The sequence below is a fragment of the Pseudomonas sp. TE3-3-F2023 genome, assembly GCF_036784815.1.
GTDB classification, from domain to species: domain Bacteria; phylum Pseudomonadota; class Gammaproteobacteria; order Pseudomonadales; family Pseudomonadaceae; genus Aquipseudomonas; species Aquipseudomonas pudica.
The window spans coordinates 4181978-4196793 of record NZ_CP145113.1 but is presented as its reverse complement, the minus strand read 5'-3'; the positions used below and the strand labels follow the sequence as shown (position 1 = coordinate 4196793).

General features: G+C 60.5%; 15 protein-coding genes and 1 pseudogene. 15 read left to right on the top strand and 1 reads right to left on the bottom strand.

The genetic code is table 11. The annotated features are described in order from the left end of the window. The first annotated feature begins 42 nt into the window (after positions 1 to 42). The 15 genes and pseudogenes from V3314_RS19030 to V3314_RS18960 all read left to right on the top strand — a co-directional run bounded on the left by V3314_RS19030 (position 43) and on the right by V3314_RS18960 (position 14119). Complete coding sequence (locus V3314_RS19030) at positions 43 to 2769, top strand: phage tail tape measure protein (RefSeq protein ID WP_338459509.1); 2727 nt, start codon at positions 43 to 45, stop codon at positions 2767 to 2769. 16 nt (positions 2770 to 2785) lie between these two features. Continuing rightward, positions 2786 to 3370 (top strand): hypothetical protein, encoded by a 585-nt coding sequence (locus tag V3314_RS19025; RefSeq protein WP_338459508.1) that lies wholly within the window; start codon positions 2786 to 2788, stop codon positions 3368 to 3370. Beyond that, positions 3370 to 3972 carry a hypothetical protein gene (locus V3314_RS19020; protein ID WP_338459507.1) on the top strand — a complete coding sequence of 201 codons (603 nt, stop codon included), beginning with the start codon at positions 3370 to 3372 and terminating at the stop codon, positions 3970 to 3972. Before V3314_RS19025 ends, V3314_RS19020 begins: the two co-directional genes overlap by 1 nt. A 2-nt stretch (positions 3973 to 3974) precedes the next feature. After that, entirely contained in the window at positions 3975 to 4373 is a 399-nt protein-coding gene (locus V3314_RS19015; RefSeq protein ID WP_103462627.1) for a hypothetical protein, read from the top strand. Beyond that, positions 4373 to 6424: pseudogene (locus V3314_RS19010) on the top strand (host specificity protein J); the annotation flags it as partial. The gene V3314_RS19015 and the pseudogene V3314_RS19010, both read left to right, overlap by 1 nt. A gap of 669 nt (positions 6425 to 7093) precedes the next feature. Further along, positions 7094 to 9514, top strand: coding sequence for a DUF1983 domain-containing protein (locus tag V3314_RS19005; protein WP_338460323.1), 2421 nt, complete (start codon positions 7094 to 7096; stop codon positions 9512 to 9514). After that, positions 9514 to 10569: a hypothetical protein gene (locus tag V3314_RS19000; protein ID WP_338459506.1), complete on the top strand. Its 1056-nt coding sequence runs from the start codon at positions 9514 to 9516 to the stop codon at positions 10567 to 10569. Before V3314_RS19005 ends, V3314_RS19000 begins: the two co-directional genes overlap by 1 nt. 9 nt (positions 10570 to 10578) lie before the next feature. Continuing rightward, positions 10579 to 11064: a hypothetical protein gene (locus tag V3314_RS18995; protein ID WP_338459505.1), complete on the top strand. Its 486-nt coding sequence runs from the start codon at positions 10579 to 10581 to the stop codon at positions 11062 to 11064. A gap of 8 nt (positions 11065 to 11072) precedes the next feature. Continuing rightward, positions 11073 to 11657 (top strand): tail fiber assembly protein, encoded by a 585-nt coding sequence (locus tag V3314_RS18990; RefSeq protein WP_338459503.1) that lies wholly within the window; start codon positions 11073 to 11075, stop codon positions 11655 to 11657. A gap of 60 nt (positions 11658 to 11717) precedes the next feature. Then, positions 11718 to 11936 (top strand): hypothetical protein, encoded by a 219-nt coding sequence (locus V3314_RS18985; RefSeq protein WP_338459501.1) that lies wholly within the window; start codon positions 11718 to 11720, stop codon positions 11934 to 11936. After that, a complete protein-coding gene (locus V3314_RS18980) occupies positions 11933 to 12379 on the top strand; it encodes a structural protein P5 (protein ID WP_046615167.1) in 447 nt (148 codons plus the stop codon). Before V3314_RS18985 ends, V3314_RS18980 begins: the two co-directional genes overlap by 4 nt. Next, entirely contained in the window at positions 12376 to 12915 is a 540-nt protein-coding gene (locus V3314_RS18975) for a DUF2514 family protein (RefSeq protein WP_338459500.1), read from the top strand. The genes V3314_RS18980 and V3314_RS18975 overlap by 4 nt, the downstream gene beginning before the upstream one ends. A gap of 142 nt (positions 12916 to 13057) precedes the next feature. Continuing rightward, positions 13058 to 13507, top strand: a complete 450-nt coding sequence (locus V3314_RS18970; RefSeq protein WP_019097713.1) for a carboxymuconolactone decarboxylase family protein — start codon at positions 13058 to 13060, stop codon at positions 13505 to 13507. A gap of 171 nt (positions 13508 to 13678) precedes the next feature. After that, positions 13679 to 13888: a hypothetical protein gene (locus V3314_RS18965; RefSeq protein WP_019097712.1), complete on the top strand. Its 210-nt coding sequence runs from the start codon at positions 13679 to 13681 to the stop codon at positions 13886 to 13888. Positions 13889 to 13912: 24 nt separating this feature from the next. After that, on the top strand, positions 13913 to 14119 hold the full coding sequence (locus tag V3314_RS18960; RefSeq protein WP_046615170.1) for a hypothetical protein: 207 nt from the start codon (positions 13913 to 13915) through the stop codon (positions 14117 to 14119). On the opposite strand, the gene V3314_RS18955 is transcribed toward V3314_RS18960, so the two are convergent. Beyond that, on the bottom strand, positions 14082 to 14801 hold the full coding sequence (locus V3314_RS18955) for an SOS response-associated peptidase family protein (protein WP_338459498.1): 720 nt from the start codon (positions 14799 to 14801) through the stop codon (positions 14082 to 14084). The two genes, V3314_RS18960 and V3314_RS18955, sit on opposite strands and share 38 nt — an antisense overlap. Between the last annotated feature and the right edge of the window lie 15 nt (positions 14802 to 14816).

The following is a 14816-nucleotide window of genomic DNA, read 5'->3' as shown; positions in this document are numbered from 1 at the left end:
CTAAACCCGCTTCGGCGGGTTTTTTGTTGGCCGGAGAAAAGTATGAGCCAGGGTGATATTGCCGTTCTCGGCATCAGGGTTGAATCAGGCGAGGCTGTATCTGCTGCTGACGATCTCGACAAGCTGACGAAAGCCGGCGAGCGTGCCGAGGTTGCTACAGGCAGCGTCGGCGCCCAAGCAAAAAGCTCCGGCGTATCGATCAAGGACCTTGCGGCCAGCACTCAGTCCACCGAGCAAGCAATGGATAGATATGCCCGCCAGGCTCAGGCGGCAGGTATGTCAACGAAGGCTTATGCAGCTGCTTTGCGGACGGTGCCAGCACAGCTGAGCGACATAGTTGTCGGATTGCAAGGCGGCCAGTCGATCATGACTGTCGCCTTGCAGCAAGGCAGTCAGTTGCGAGACCAGTTCGGTGGGGTAGGTTCCGCAGCTCGCGCACTAGGTGGCCATCTCCTCAGTCTTGTGAATCCATATTCTGTGCTTGCGGCAGCTGTAGCGGGGGCTGGACTCGCATATTACAAAGGCCAGCAAGAGGCAGAGGAATTTAGAAAGGCGTTAATCCTAACTGGCAATGCGGCTGGAACGAACTCCGGGGCTCTTGCGGACCTGTCGAGACAGATCAGCACCACTGTTGGAACTACCGGGGCCGCGGCAGAGGTGCTCGCACAGCTTGCAGGCAGCGGGAAGATTGCCGGAGATAGTTTTAGCACCGTCGCAACTGCAGCCTTGCAGATGAAGGACGCAACAGGTCGCGCGATTGAGGAGACCATCGCCGACTTTGTGAGGATCGGTAAAGATCCAGTGGCAGCCGCAAGGGAGCTGGAAGAGCAGTATGGCTTTTTAACCGCGAGCACGTATGCCCAAATTGCGGCGATGAAGGACCAGGGCGATACCGTTGGCGCTGCGAAATTATTGACTGACGAGTACGCTCGAACTATCGACACCCGGTCGAAGGAGATCGTCGAGAACCTCGGATGGATCGAGAAGGCATGGCGCGGCGTATGGGGCATGACGAAGAATGCCGGAGATGCAGCTCTCAACTTTGGCAGAACTCAAGGAATTGCTCAGCAGTTGGCAGCGGCACAGGCTGACCTGGCCGATCTTGAAAAAAGAGCTGGAGAGAACAAAATTGTCGCCGCTAGTGCCCAGGCGAAAGCAGAGCGCGAGCTACTACAGAGCAGGATTACTGCGTTAGGCGATCAGCTCAAAACCCAGCAAGCCATCGACCAAGCCCAGGAGAACTACCGGCAGCGCCAGAGAGACTCGATCATGTCTCAGGAAACCCTGAACGGGCAGCTGCGCACCACGGCGAGCAACCAGGAAAAGCTGGCCAAGCGGCTCAAGGAGATCGACGAGCTGGCCAAGAAGTCTGCCGCCGGCGATGGCGGACGGGTGTACACCGAGGCCGAGTTGAACCAGCTTCGCGACGCAGCTCGCGAGCAGTTCAAGGATAAGCCCGAACACAAGGGGCCCGCCTATCACGAAGACGCCGGCACCAAGGCCCTCGACCAAGCTCGCCAGCAATACTCGGTGCTCCAGCAGCAGAATGGCCTAATCGGTGCCCAGCGCGGCGAGATGCAGAAGCTGGGCGAAGCTGGCCAAGCCCTGGTGCGCTGGGAGCAGCAACTGGCAGACATCAAGGACAAGAAGACCTTAACCGCCGATCAGAAGTCGCTGCTGGCGCATCAGGATCTGATCACTGCTCAGCTGAAGCGCAACGCAGGGCTCGAGCGCGAAATGCAACTGCGTAAAGTAGCCACGGAGGAAGCGCAGAAACTGGCGGCTTTCGAAGCAAACCTGAACAGCCAGCTGCAGCGCGCATCGGTGGGCTTGGACAACAACCTGGCCGGCATGGGGCTTGGCGACCAGGCCCAGCAGCGCCTGCAAGAGCGATTCAGCATCGAGCAGCAGTACCAGCAGCAGATGGACAACCTGTTGCAGCAGCGCAACGAGGGGCGGATCAGCGAAGAGCTTTACCAGAAGCAAAACGCGGCGCTGCAGAATGCGTTGGATCAGCGCCTGGCCATGCAGGAGCAGTACTACCTGCGTGTCGACGAGCAGCAGTCCGACTGGTCGCTGGGCGCACGCGCCGCGTTCAACACCTACCTCGAGCAGGCGCAGAACGTTGCCGGGCAGACAAGAAGCCTGTTTACCAACGCTTTCTCCAACATGGAAGACGGCATCGTCACCTTCGTCAAAACCGGGAAGTTGTCCTTCAAGGACTTTGCGGATGGGGTCATCGAGGACCTGATCCGCATCCAGGTGCGGCAGGCGGCTGTCGGCTTTCTTGGTACTGCATTCGGCTTCTTGGGCGGTGGTAGCCAGGCGTTAGGCCAAGGCACCATGACTGGATTCAGTGAGCCGCTAAAGCAGCTTTCCACCGGCGGCTACACCGGTGACGGCGGCAAGTTTGAACCGAAGGGGGTGGTGCACGGTGGTGAATTCGTCCTCCGTAAGGAGGTGGTGGCCCAGCCAGGTATGCGCAACTACCTGGAGGGACTGAACGTCAGGGGTTACGCCTCCGGCGGATTCGTGACGCCGCGGATAGCCTCGACCGCTACGCAAATGGCTGCCAGCCAACCCGAAGCGTCGACCAATTCGCTGCCCGGGATCGTTCAGCACATCAGCGTTCAAGGTACTGCTGATGACGCCACCCTGGCCCGAATCCAGCAGGCCGCACAGAAGGGGGCCCAGGACGGCTACAACCTGGTGCTGCGCGACCTCAAGATGAACGGTCCGGCGCGTCAGCTGATCGCCCGAAACCGATAGCAAGAAGGAGTACTGCATGGCTATCCAATGGCCGGCATCGCTGCGCCCGTCTGAAATGACGTGGGGCATAGTCAATAACAGCCGCGCCTTCACCTCAACGCTCTCCAACGCCCAGCAGATCGTTGGGCAGCCGGGCGCCTATTGGCAATGCACCATCACGTTCGGGTTGCTCACGCGCAAGCAGGAGCGGCAGCTGTCGTCGTTCCTGGGCGAACTGGACGGGATGTTCGGTACGGTCAATGTGCCAGCCTTCACGCGGCGTCGTGGCAATAGTGTGGGGGCTCTGAAGGTAGTGAGTGGCCCGTCGCAGTCCCGCTCTATCCACGTCGGCGGTGCCACACCAAACGCTCAGATGTTCTCGGTCGGGGATTACATGACGATCGCCGGCGAGATGTTTGAAGTGATCAAGCCGGCCGCAGCCAACGCCCAGGGGCAGGCATTGGTGCAGGTGAACAAGCGCATTCGCCAAACCTTGGCGGTTGGTTCGGCCATCGAATACCTCAACCCGTATTCCGAAATGCGCATGACCCAGGACACCTGGAGCATGACCGTGCGCCAGGCCGTGTCGAATGGCAGCTACCAGTTCAGGGAGGCCTTCTAATGCCCTCGACGTTTCCATTCAGCCAGAGCGTGGTCGATATCATCGCCACGGGCAGGTTCCTCAGCGTGTACGCCTGCCAGCTCGACTTCGAAGACGGCCCTGTATACGCGCACACGGGTACCGGCGACCTGGTGATCGGCGGCATCACCTATCTGGGGGTAGGGCAGTTCGGCGAGGTAGGGCAGTCGCAGGAGAGCGACAACTCGAACTCCCCCATGTCGATCGACCTAGCACTCACCGGCCTGGACAGCTACATCATCACCGAGACCAATATCCGCGGCTGCCGCGGGCGCTCTGGCAAGCTGATGTTTGTGGTGTTCGACGAGCAGGGCAACTATGCCTCCGACATTCTGTTCTCTGGCCGCATGGACGCAGCCACCTTTTCATACGCCGGCAATGGCGAGGACGGCAACAAGATCACCGTCCCGATCGTTGACCGGATGGCCGAGTGGAGCCGCACGGGTACCGAGCGCTTCACCGACGAGAACCACCGGGCCCGCCACCAAGGCGACCGCTTCTTCTATGCCATCGCACAAATGTCCGAATGGCCCATCTACTGGGGCTCCAAGAAGGACGCTCCGACGTTCACCTACGAGAAATAGTCATGCGCTACCGAGACTGGACCACACGCCTCAGTGAAGTGATCAAGGCCGCCATAGAGCGGCCTTTTTCATGGGGCGAATTTGACTGCTGCCTGTTCGCGGCGGACTGCGCGGTAGCGGTGTGCGGTACCGACCCGGCTGAAGCGTACCGCGGCACCTACAAGACCGAGGCAGGGGCGAAGCGGGCGCTGAAGAAGCGGCACGGCAGCCTCGAGGCAGCATGGGATGCCTGCTTCGCCCGGGTGGCGCCAGCTTTCATCCAGCGCGGCGACATCGCCATCTACGAAGCGCCCGGCGGACGGTCGATGGCCGTGTATTGGGCAAATGAATTCTGGGCGACCACTGACGACGGGGTCGCCCGCGTGGTGTGCGATCCGCTTGCAGTCTGGAGAGTTGAATAATGTCCGGTGGCGTCAAGAAGATAGCTCAGGTAGCTGTTGGTGCGGTGATTGGCTTTATCCAAGGCGGACCGGTGGGGGCGGCTATCGGCGCCGGCATGGCCTTCTACATGGCCGAGCAGCAAGAGAAGCTCAACACCAAGTCGCCGATGCGTGACAACGAGCCGTCGGCGCAGACCGTCCGCTCATCTAAGGCCCCCGCGCGCTTCATCCTTGGCCGCGTCAGTACCGGCGGCGTCTTGGTCTGGGCGCAGGAGCAGGCCGGCGACCAAACCGATGGCGAATGGCTGCACCTGGTCTACGTCCTTTGCGAGGGCCCGGTCGATGCTCTGGAGAACATCTACCTCGGCGAGGAGGAGATCGCCACCTACGGCGAGCACGCCACCTATGAGCTGGTTGTAAACCCGACCCAAGTGAACGCGTTCCTCAAGGCCAACTGCCCGGACTGGAAAGACGAGCAGATCGGCCGTGGGCTGTCGTTCGTGCGCCTGTCGCTGAAGTACAGCGCCGAGAAATTCCCTTCTGGCATCCCTGACGCACGCTTCATCGTCCGTGGCCGCAACGACATCTACGACCCGCGCAGCGGAACGGCCGTTTATACCGAGAACACAGCCCTTCACATCCTGTGGTACCTGCGCAATCGTTGCGGCGTGCCGGACGATGAGATCGTGTTCGAGACCTTCGCAAGCGGTGCCAATATCTGCGACGAATCTGTCGCCAATCCTGACAACACCACTAGCCCGCGCTACCGCAGCAGCTGTGTGATCGGCGCCGACGAGCAGCGTACCAACGTGCTGCAGAAGCTCGAGGTCGCCTGTGGTGGCCGGACTATCCGTGTCGGTGGCCGCTGGATGTTCCAGGCTGGGGCGTACTACGGCCCTTATGACTTCGAGATCACCGAGGACATGGTGGTCGGCACCATCACCGGCAGCACCGAGCCGACCAACGACGCCGCGATCAACACGGTGCGCGGCACGTTCATTGACACCTCTCAATCGTGGACTGAGACCGACTACCCTGAGGTCAGCATTGCAGAGTGGGTTATCGAGGACGGCGGCGAGGCTGCAGAAACGCTGTCCTTTTCCTACGTCACTGATGCGTACCAGGCCCAGCGCTTAGCGAACATCGAGCTGCGCCGCCGGCGTGCGGGCGGCACCATCAGCGTGCCGATGAACTTCATGGGCTACAACTGCCGGCCGGGCCGCGCCGTGCGCGTGAACCTGCCATCGCTGAACATTCTGGGCGAGTTCATCGTCACCAACTGGAGTATGGGCTCGGACCAGGGGTGCACCGCCCAGCTGCAGCAGTACGATGCCGCGCAGTTTCACGACGCTGTTGGCCAGCCCTACAACCCAATCGGGTTTATCAAACTGCCGACTGGGGGGCTGGGTAGTCCCACCGGGCTCACTTGGTCGACCGATGACAACGCCGAGTCGGTACAGGGCACTCTGTCGTGGGCGGCCCCCTCTGGTGTGGTCACCAGTTACGCCGTCACTGTCCGCCAAGGCGCGATCGCAGTCCAGGCTCAGCAGGTACCGGCCACGGCGCTCAAGCTGCCACTGTCGGGCTTGCCGTCTGGTAGTTACACCATGAGTGTGGCCGCTCTCGGTCCGCTGACCCGCTCTGGCGAGGCCAGTATCACCGTGAGCATCGACGGCCCGCCTATCCCGGAATCGTGCGTGGTGCAGGCGACTATCGACACCATCACGCTGATCCCGGGCAACACACTGCATGGACTTAATGGCGGCACCTACGAGTACTTCTTCTCGACGAACCCACAGGCAACCGAGGGTGAGTACCTGGGCCAAGGCCTGTCCCTAACCCACACCGGTCTGGCGTTTGCCACCAACTATGCCTATTTCGTTCGCTCGAAGAATGCCTACGGGGTGAGCGCCTTCCTGAAAGTGGTGGCCTCTACATCGACTAATGTCGAGAACATGCTCGATGCGCTGAAGGACAAGATCGAGGGTGGTCAGTTGGCGCCCGCGCTGAAACAAGAGATCGAACTGATCTCAGGCCCGCCAACGCTGGACGGCTCCGTGGCACAGCGATTGGCAGCGGAAGCAACGGCACGCACCCAGGCGATCGACGCAGAGGCGGCGGCGCGTGCTCAAGGCCTGCTGGCCGAGGCCCAGGCGCGCGGCACTGCCATCACCAGCGAGGCGCAGACTCGCCAATCGGCCGATGCCGCCTTGGGCCAGCGTATTGACACTGTTACTGCCTCGGCGGGTGATAGCGCTGCTGCCATTCAGTCGGAGATCACCGCACGCACCAATGCGGACACGGCTCTGGGGCAGCGGATCGATACTGTGGCGGCCAGTAGCGCGGCCAACTCGTCGGCAATCAGCAACGAGACAACGGCGCGAACCAACGCGGACGCGGCCCTGGCTTCGCAGATTGCAACGATCCGGGCCGAGTCTGGAGGGTTCGATACTGCCCTGAACTACGGCTTCGCTTCGACCGTTGAAGGCTGGTCGGGCACCCGCTGCAGCCTGGCTGTGGAGAATGGGCGTTTGATCGTCACCAACACTGACACCAGCGCCTACCTCCACAGCCCGATTGTGTCGATCAATGGGCGCGATCATGACCGCGTTCGCTGCAGGGTCACACGTCGAGCCGGTACCGGATGGAGCGGGCAGATCACTTACGTGACAGCTAACCACGCCTCGAGCACGTCGTACCGGAAAGTCATTCCGGACCCGGGCCTAGCGGTCGGTCAGAGCATGGTGTTGGAGTGGGACATGTCGCAGCTGACTGCCGGCGGTTCCGACTGGTCGGACAGCACGATCACCAGGTTGCACCTGTGGCTGAGCTCAGTGGCGGGCGATGCGTTCGAGATCGACTGGATCGCCGTGGGCCAGGTCGCGCCCTCGGCGTCCGTGGCCTCGGTTGTGGATGAGCGTACCGCCCGGATCAGCGGTGATGAGGCGAACGCCTCGGCCATCCTGGGCCTGAGCAGCAGCTTACAGACCACAAACGGTAACGTGACGGCTGCGCAGCAGGCTGCCCAAGCGGCATCCGACAAGGCCGGCGGCAAAGGGGAGGTGATCTACAGTAGCACCGAGCCGGCAACGGACAAGCGCCTGGCGCAGAACCTGTGGATTGATACCACGGGGGCGGCGAACACGCCGAAGCGCTGGACCGGGTCCGCCTGGGTTGCGGTGACCGACAAGGTGGCCACTGATGCAGCGGCTGCTGCGGCCAGCGCACTTGCTCAAGTGGCGGCCAAGGCTGACGCCTCTGCACTGCAGGCGTTGCAAACTGCAGTCACCAACCAAGGCAACACGCTGACGGCCCAGGGCACCTCGCTCACTCAGATCAAGGCGTCCATCGGTCAACAACCTGACAACCTGATCCTGCGTGGCAGTTTCGAGGATGGCCTGACTGACCCTTGGACCGGTGATGCCCGGATAACCAACGTCTCGGCGCATCCCTCCGCCGGCAAAGGCGTGTCGTTCTATACGAACAGCTTCTGCGGGGCGGCAGCAAACGTAGTAACTGCTGGCGGCGAGCAGTTCGACCTGTCGGCAGATATCTGGCCGGGCTACATGACCGCTGGCCAAACTGCCCGGCTGCAGATGCAGTTCTTTGACAAGTCCGGGACCAACCTGGGCTATTTCAACGCATTCTCGGTAGCGGCTGCGGCGACAGGATTCAAGTCTTACGCCGGGCGCATTACTGCGCCGGCGGGAGCCGTATCGGCGCGGTTTTTAACCCGTACTGAACCGGCGGACGGCACAGGTCGATCGCTGTGGTGCAACATCGTCGCGCGCCGCGTCACCGCTGCCGATACAGCGAACGCGGATGCCATCAGCACCCTCGGCGCGAGTGTCACCCAGCAAGGCAACACGCTGACCAGCCAGGGCCAGGCTCTGACGCAACTGCAAAGCAGCGTGGGAGGAATTGGGGGGAGCGGCGCCAATCTGCTCGACAGTGCCTACAGCTGGCTGACTTCAGCCGCGTTGCCAGTCACTGGGGGCGCGTTGTTGACCAAGACTGGGGTGGCGGTGCCCGAGGCTGACTCCGGGTTCGGCTACTCCCTGGAGGCAGACACCGACAGCCTGTTTTCGTACATCGTGCTAGCTCCGACCAACAATCCGGCGGCCTTCAACATCCGGGTTGAACCTGGAGTTTACCTCGTGTCGATGTATGTGAAAGGCGGCACGTCCGGCTCAATGATGGTCAACCTGTACAACGGAGTGACCTCTCGATCCGCGACCCAGCTGTATACCACCGAGCGTACGCGCATCACGTTCCCAATCACCATCCCTGAAAGCGGCAAGGTCGGTCTACTGATTTACCCGAACCGGCATGCAGCGCCAAGCGCCTCGATGGTGGTGGACTCGATCATGGTCGAAAAGCGGGTCGGAGAGAGCAACACCCCGTCGCCGTTTGTCGCTGGGCCTAGCGCCCGGGCGGTCACCGCTCAGGCTACTGCGATCAGCCAGATGGACACGGTTGTGAAGCAGCAGGGCACGGCCATAACCGCGCAGGCCAGTCGCCTGGACGGGCTTTATGTCCAGGTGAACCCGGAAATGGAGGGTGATGCGTCCGGCCTGGCTGGCGCCGCGGGTGGTCTGGTGGGCGTCTGGACTGAGCAATCGGCCCGGATCGAGGACGGTATCGCAATGGGGCGGCAGGTTGAAACGGTCCAAGCGCAGATGGGCCAGACCAATGCGTCGGTCCAGCAGGTCAGCGAGGTCATGGCTGACATCAATGGCAGGGTGTCGGCTCAAACCACACTGAAGGTCGAGACAAACCAGGGCGGCCGCAAGGTCGTCTCGGGCATCGCGATCGGCAGCAATGGGGAGGAGGGCGAGATCCTGCTGATGGCCCAGCGGCTGGCGATCATCGACAGCCTGAATGGTCAGACGATCCTTCCCTTCGTGGTCGAAGGTGGTCAGGTCTTCATCAACCAGGCGGTGATCAATACCGCCTTCATCCAGCAAATTGTGGCCGGTATGACCATTCGATCTGCTGCGCTGAACGCCCAGGGCCTACCGCTGCTTGAAATCAACTTCGCAGCGGGCACGTTCACGCTAAGGGGGCAGGATGCCAATGGTTCGACGCTGCTCAACAACGGCGGCCTGTACGTCTATGACGCCAACGGCATTGAGCGGACAGCAGTGGGGAGGCTTACCTGATGGCTGATCTGTATGGGCTCCGGACGCGCGATGCGTCCGGGGTTACCACCCTGGACACCACCATCACCTCGGTGCGGTCTCTGAAAATGATGCAGGTCGCTGGTAACGGAGCGTTCGACCAGTACATCTCCATTCCCGAGATCCAGGCGCAGTCGTTCGTGGTCGTGGATGCACTGTATGACGGAGGAGAAAACACAAGTAGTCCTCAAGCATGGTACTCCACGGGGCAACTGCAACTGCGGCAACCCTACACCCAGACCTGGCAGGTGATGATTCTGTCGATGGGGGGCGAGCCATTTGCTGCTCCTGGTTCTTATGGCATCCGCGCTTCGAACAACAACATCCGAACGCAGATCGATTCAATCAACCAGGTGCTAACGGTTCGTTATAACGGCAGGTTCAACATTGGCTTCCAAGGACCTGGTAGCCGGAACCAGATTCAATGGGCAGATGTGAACTTTGTTGCGCCGATCACCACGTATGAAAGACCCATGGTCTTTCTGAATGCCGATGACTACATGATGGTCGGTAACTTTTCGGTGAAAGGTAGCCCGGGGAACTGGACCGGATTCAGGCTGAAAGCCTGGAACAACCAAAGCGGGCATGGAGAGGCTGCCCTTTATCCGATGATGATCAACTGGTTCTGTGCGAGTTACATGGTGCCGGATGCAGCTCCGGGCCAATACGGAGCCTCGGTCCGGGACGCCGCAGGCAACCGGACCTTTATCACCACCGCTAATCTGGCGCTGCTAAACGGCCAACCTGCGTCCAATTCCTTCGTTGTGGCTGGAGATCCGCTGACAGGTGGGGCTTGGTATGCACCTAGCAATCAAATGCCCTGGACCGGCAGTTACCAGGACTACGTCCTGGCGAATGCTTTGTTTTCTGTCACTGCCATTGGACAAACAACCCAACCATTTCGCGCCAATTTTGGCGGCTTTCTGCCTGGAAACAGATCTGTCCTGCAGATGTATTGCGACAACGGATCGGGGATCAATCCGCTCACAGCCAACGGACGAACGCTGTTCGCTTCCAGGCCAATGAAACCGCTTTAAGGAATCTATATGGCAAAGCAAGTAATCAACCTAGGAAGCGCGCCTAACGGCGTCGGAGGGGACGACCGTCGAAGCGCCTGGTTGAAGGCTATCAACAACTTCAACGAGCTCTACAGCGCTTTGGGAGCGCCCGCCAATGGAGCAATTCCGGCAGGTATCGCTGCAGCAGCACCGATCATCGGTGACCCGGCAGCCGGAGCACTTATGCGGTCAGGCTCAAATGCCAATGGCTACTACTTCCAGTTCGCCAGCGGCCTACTGATCTGTGTTGCGACGTTCACCGGCTATTCCGCCAACGTGGTGAAGAACGTGACTTGGCCATTCGCTTTCCAGGCCAGTACTAATGTTGGGTTAGGTGTCTCGAACGTGCCAGTCACTGGGTACGACAATTCATCACCGACTGCGTGGGCCACTCCTAGCGGGGCGGCGTTCATCTCTAGCGTCACCCGTGCACAAAACGTCGTGTCGCTCACTGGCACTGGCTGGTGGAAATAGGGGCATTCATGATCATCAAACTTACACCCCAGGAAATGTACCCGCCGCAGCAGCTCGCTGTATGGAAGAACGGCGAGCAGCTCAACATCAACGGTTTGACGATTGACTTAGCCAACTTGGTGGACGGGGCTTTACTGCCGGCCCACGCTATCGGCTCGGCATGGGTAGCTGGGCCCATCCAGCGTGTTGGCGGACAAGTGGTGCTGACTCTTTTCCTCCCGAACAGTCCTGAGTCAACCGAAGCCGAGCGCTTCCCTCGCGACCTGGTAGATGTTCCCGACGGGCGCGTCGCTCTCCCCGGCAAGGCGGTCGAGGACCATTTCCCGACCCTTGGCTTCGCTCAGATCGACTGGAGCCTGATGCAGACTCCGGCCCAACAGGCTGAGGCGCTGGCGCTCAGGACTATTGCCCAGCTCCGCAGGGAAGCTGACCAGGCCGTAGCGCCGTTGGCCGATGCCGTGGCCCTGGGGATGGCCAGCGAGGCGGAGGCGAAAACACTCACGGACTGGCAACGGTTCCGCGTACTGCTCAACCGAGTGCCAGAACAGGCCGGCTGGCCGACTGATATCGACTGGCCTGCACCACCGGCCTGACTCGCAGCAACACTTAACTCAACCGCCGCCCGGCGGTATTTTTTTGCCCGGAGAAAGCCCATGCCTTTCATCGTCATCAACAGCAGTAACAACTTCGATCCGATCCACCAGATCGAGTACGCCACGGAACAGGAAGCGGATGCCGCGGCCCGCAAACTGCTGGAGGAGCAGCCAGCTGCGATCGTCCGCACTGCCCAGGTGCTCAAGCGCTACAAGGCTCAGGTTACCGTCTCCGTGGAGGAAGCTGCAGGTCAACCAGTACTGGAGGTCACTGAATGACTACTCCCCGCGGTGTACGCAACAATAACCCCGGCAACATCGATTTCAACCCACGGAACGCCTGGCAAGGCCAGCTGGGCATAGAGGAGGGCGTGGCCAAGCCGCGCTTCGCCAGGTTCGACCAGGCCGAGAACGGCATCCGCGCCCTCGGCAAGCTGGTTATCAACTACCGCGGCAAAGACGGCCTGCCTGGAGTGGGCGAGAAGGGAATAGATACCGTGCTGGAAACCATCAGCCGCTGGGCGCCGAGCAGCGAGAACGACACCCAGGCTTACGCTGCAGCAGTGGCCAAGCGCATCGGTGTGCGACCCACCGACCCGATCAACATCAAGGACCCGGCCACGCTGCGCGGCATGGTGCTCGGCATCATCGTGCACGAGAACGGCGGCAACCCGTACCCGGATCAGGTGATTGACGAGGGTGTGCGGAGGGCGCTGGCGTGATTCGGCTCGGTGCGGTACCAGCCTGGTGCTGGTGGCTCCTCGCACTGGTACTGGTCGCCGGTGGCCAGCAGTACCGGGTGGTGGTTGCTGACGGGGCTGCGGCTGATGCGCGCGCGGAAACTGCGCGGTCCGAGAAGGTCTTGGCCGACTACCGCCTGGAGGTGGCCGAGCGTGACCGGCGCGCCGCTGCCCAGGCCAGAACCGAAGAACAGCGCCGCCAAGCCGTGGCGGACGAGGAGGGTGAGAGTGCGCGTAAGAAACTGGAACTGGCCCAAGACCGCGCCGATGCTGCTGAGTCTGCTGCTGGTGGGCTGCGCGGTGAGATCGCCCGACTGCGGGTCGGTCACCGAGCCACCTGCGACACCATCGCTGCCCAGCAGCGCCAAGCAGGAACCTCTGCCGTCGTGGTGCTCGGGGGATTGCTTGAAGAAGCTGACCGAATGGCGGGAGACCTCGCGACGGCGCTTGAGCGAAGCCGAATAGCCGGCCTGGCATGCGAGGCGGTGATCGACGGTTTTGGAAAGTTCTCTCCATAGCAAGGAAGCAGGGAAGCAGGGAGGCAGAAAAGCGCCCTAGCCACCTATTGGAACCCAGAAATTACAGCGGATTGGACCCATGAGCCGAGCCGCGTACGCAATAAAATGCGTCTGTGTTTACGAAAGCGCTTATGGAGTATGTATGACTCGTATGAATTGGTTTGAAAAGTCTCCCGGTGCAGCAAAAGCGCTGACCGGGTTACACCACTATGTAACCACCGGAACGAATCTACCTCCGGAGTTGATACATCTGGTCTTCCTTCGAGTATCACAGATCAATGGTTGCGCGTTCTGCATCGATCTTCACTCTCGCGACTTGATCAAAGGCCGCATGTCAGTTGACAAGGTGCTGCTAGTCGCGGTTTGGCATGAGGCGGAACACTTATTCTCTGATCTAGAGCGCGCTGCATTGAAGTGGGCAGAAGAGGTGACCAATGTGGGAGAAACCCATGTTTCGGACGAGGCCTACGCTGCCGCCTCCGCGGTCTTCAACGAGCGAGACTTGGTAGATTTGACTGCCACGATTGCTGCAATGAACGCTTTCAACAGGATGGGGGTTACGTTCAGACTCAAGCCTGCCGCGAAGGCGTAGCTGTCAACCGCCTAACCCTGCTAAGGAAGTCGCCAAGGTGGAGCTCGGTTTTCCGCCTTATCGGGGTGTGAAGTCAGGGTCAATTGTAGCCGCATCGCCTCGATCCACTGAATAGCGGGCACTGGGGCGAAGCGGCCTATAATGCACTGACTTCCACCAAAGGATTAATCCGTGAAAAGAACGCTGGAAGGGATGGCGCTCGCTGGTGAGCCCTTGCTACTGAAAGCTCTGGAAGCGGTCCGGGCCCATCGTGATGCGGAAACAGGTGGCGCGCCGCCTGAAGAGGTCGAGCGCCTACGCCTATTGGCGGATTCGCTATACCAAGCGGTTATCGATTACCAGTTAATCCAAGCAGGTCGGGCACCGGCTACCATTCAGTGATGGCCTTCTTAGGATGGAACCCCGATGAAGTGTAAGCCGCCGATCCTTTACCCTGACCATCCCATGTACACCAACGCCGTGGACGCTATGAAGCGTTATCACGAGGCCCAGGCTTCGGGTGAGCCGGCGGAAGAGGTGGAGCGTCTGCGGCTAATTGCCGAATCGCAGTTCCAGGCGGTAACCGACTACCAGCTCAGAGCTCTAGGTCGCCCTGGCGGTTCTGTTCACTGACCGGCTCAATCAGCTCATGGCCTTGGTTTTTAACATTCCCCACCGCCTTTCCAACTGGAAACCACCGGAAGTCCTGTGCTGGCCGGCATCCAACCTCGACAATTGCTTCCAAGCGTTCGCCTGATGTGGCTGGATCCAGCCATTCCTTAGCGGTTTCAGGCGAGAGCACCAGGGGTTTTCTGTCGTGGATGTCGACCAGGCCTTGATCAGCAGCGGCTGTGATGACAACAAATCCATCCCGTTCATCTGGCTCCAGACCCTGATGTACTTCTGCGAGCGCGGCAAAAAATAGAGGTCCGCCATCGGCGCTCGTGATGTAGTACGGCTGCTTTCGCTTGGGGTCTGCAGGATCTGGAACCCATTCGAACCAGCCATTTGCCGGCGCCAAAGCCCTTCCGTTCGGCCACAGAGCCTTAAAGAATTTTCCCATCACCACCGTCTCGGCCCGAGCATTGATCGGGTTCGGGCGTTTCCCCTTCGCCCAGAAAGGCGACCATCCCCACTTGACTCTATCCACACTCAGCCCCTCGTCTACTCTGCGGATTACCTCGACCCGGGTCGAAGGCGCCACATTGAAACGACTGATGGGTTCACGGTCGTACCCATTGATCACCATCAGGTCCAGCGATAGCTGGCGCAGGTAGTGATCCATCGACTCATAGATCGAGTATCGTCCGCACATATTTCCCCCTCTCGC

Coding starts and splice junctions, on each gene's coding strand:
- V3314_RS18970 (WP_019097713.1), top strand. CDS start 13,058: ATGACTCGTATGAATTGGTTTGAAAAGTCTCCCGGTGCAGCAAAAGCG.
- V3314_RS19015 (WP_103462627.1), top strand. CDS start 3,975: ATGCGCTACCGAGACTGGACCACACGCCTCAGTGAAGTGATCAAGGCC.
- V3314_RS18995 (WP_338459505.1), top strand. CDS start 10,579: ATGGCAAAGCAAGTAATCAACCTAGGAAGCGCGCCTAACGGCGTCGGA.
- V3314_RS19025 (WP_338459508.1), top strand. CDS start 2,786: ATGGCTATCCAATGGCCGGCATCGCTGCGCCCGTCTGAAATGACGTGG.
- V3314_RS18980 (WP_046615167.1), top strand. CDS start 11,933: ATGACTACTCCCCGCGGTGTACGCAACAATAACCCCGGCAACATCGAT.
- V3314_RS19030 (WP_338459509.1), top strand. CDS start 43: ATGAGCCAGGGTGATATTGCCGTTCTCGGCATCAGGGTTGAATCAGGC.
- V3314_RS19020 (WP_338459507.1), top strand. CDS start 3,370: ATGCCCTCGACGTTTCCATTCAGCCAGAGCGTGGTCGATATCATCGCC.
- V3314_RS18960 (WP_046615170.1), top strand. CDS start 13,913: ATGAAGTGTAAGCCGCCGATCCTTTACCCTGACCATCCCATGTACACC.
- V3314_RS18990 (WP_338459503.1), top strand. CDS start 11,073: ATGATCATCAAACTTACACCCCAGGAAATGTACCCGCCGCAGCAGCTC.
- V3314_RS19005 (WP_338460323.1), top strand. CDS start 7,094: ATGGTGTTGGAGTGGGACATGTCGCAGCTGACTGCCGGCGGTTCCGAC.
- V3314_RS18955 (WP_338459498.1), bottom strand. CDS start 14,801: ATGTGCGGACGATACTCGATCTATGAGTCGATGGATCACTACCTGCGC.
- V3314_RS18985 (WP_338459501.1), top strand. CDS start 11,718: ATGCCTTTCATCGTCATCAACAGCAGTAACAACTTCGATCCGATCCAC.
- V3314_RS19000 (WP_338459506.1), top strand. CDS start 9,514: ATGGCTGATCTGTATGGGCTCCGGACGCGCGATGCGTCCGGGGTTACC.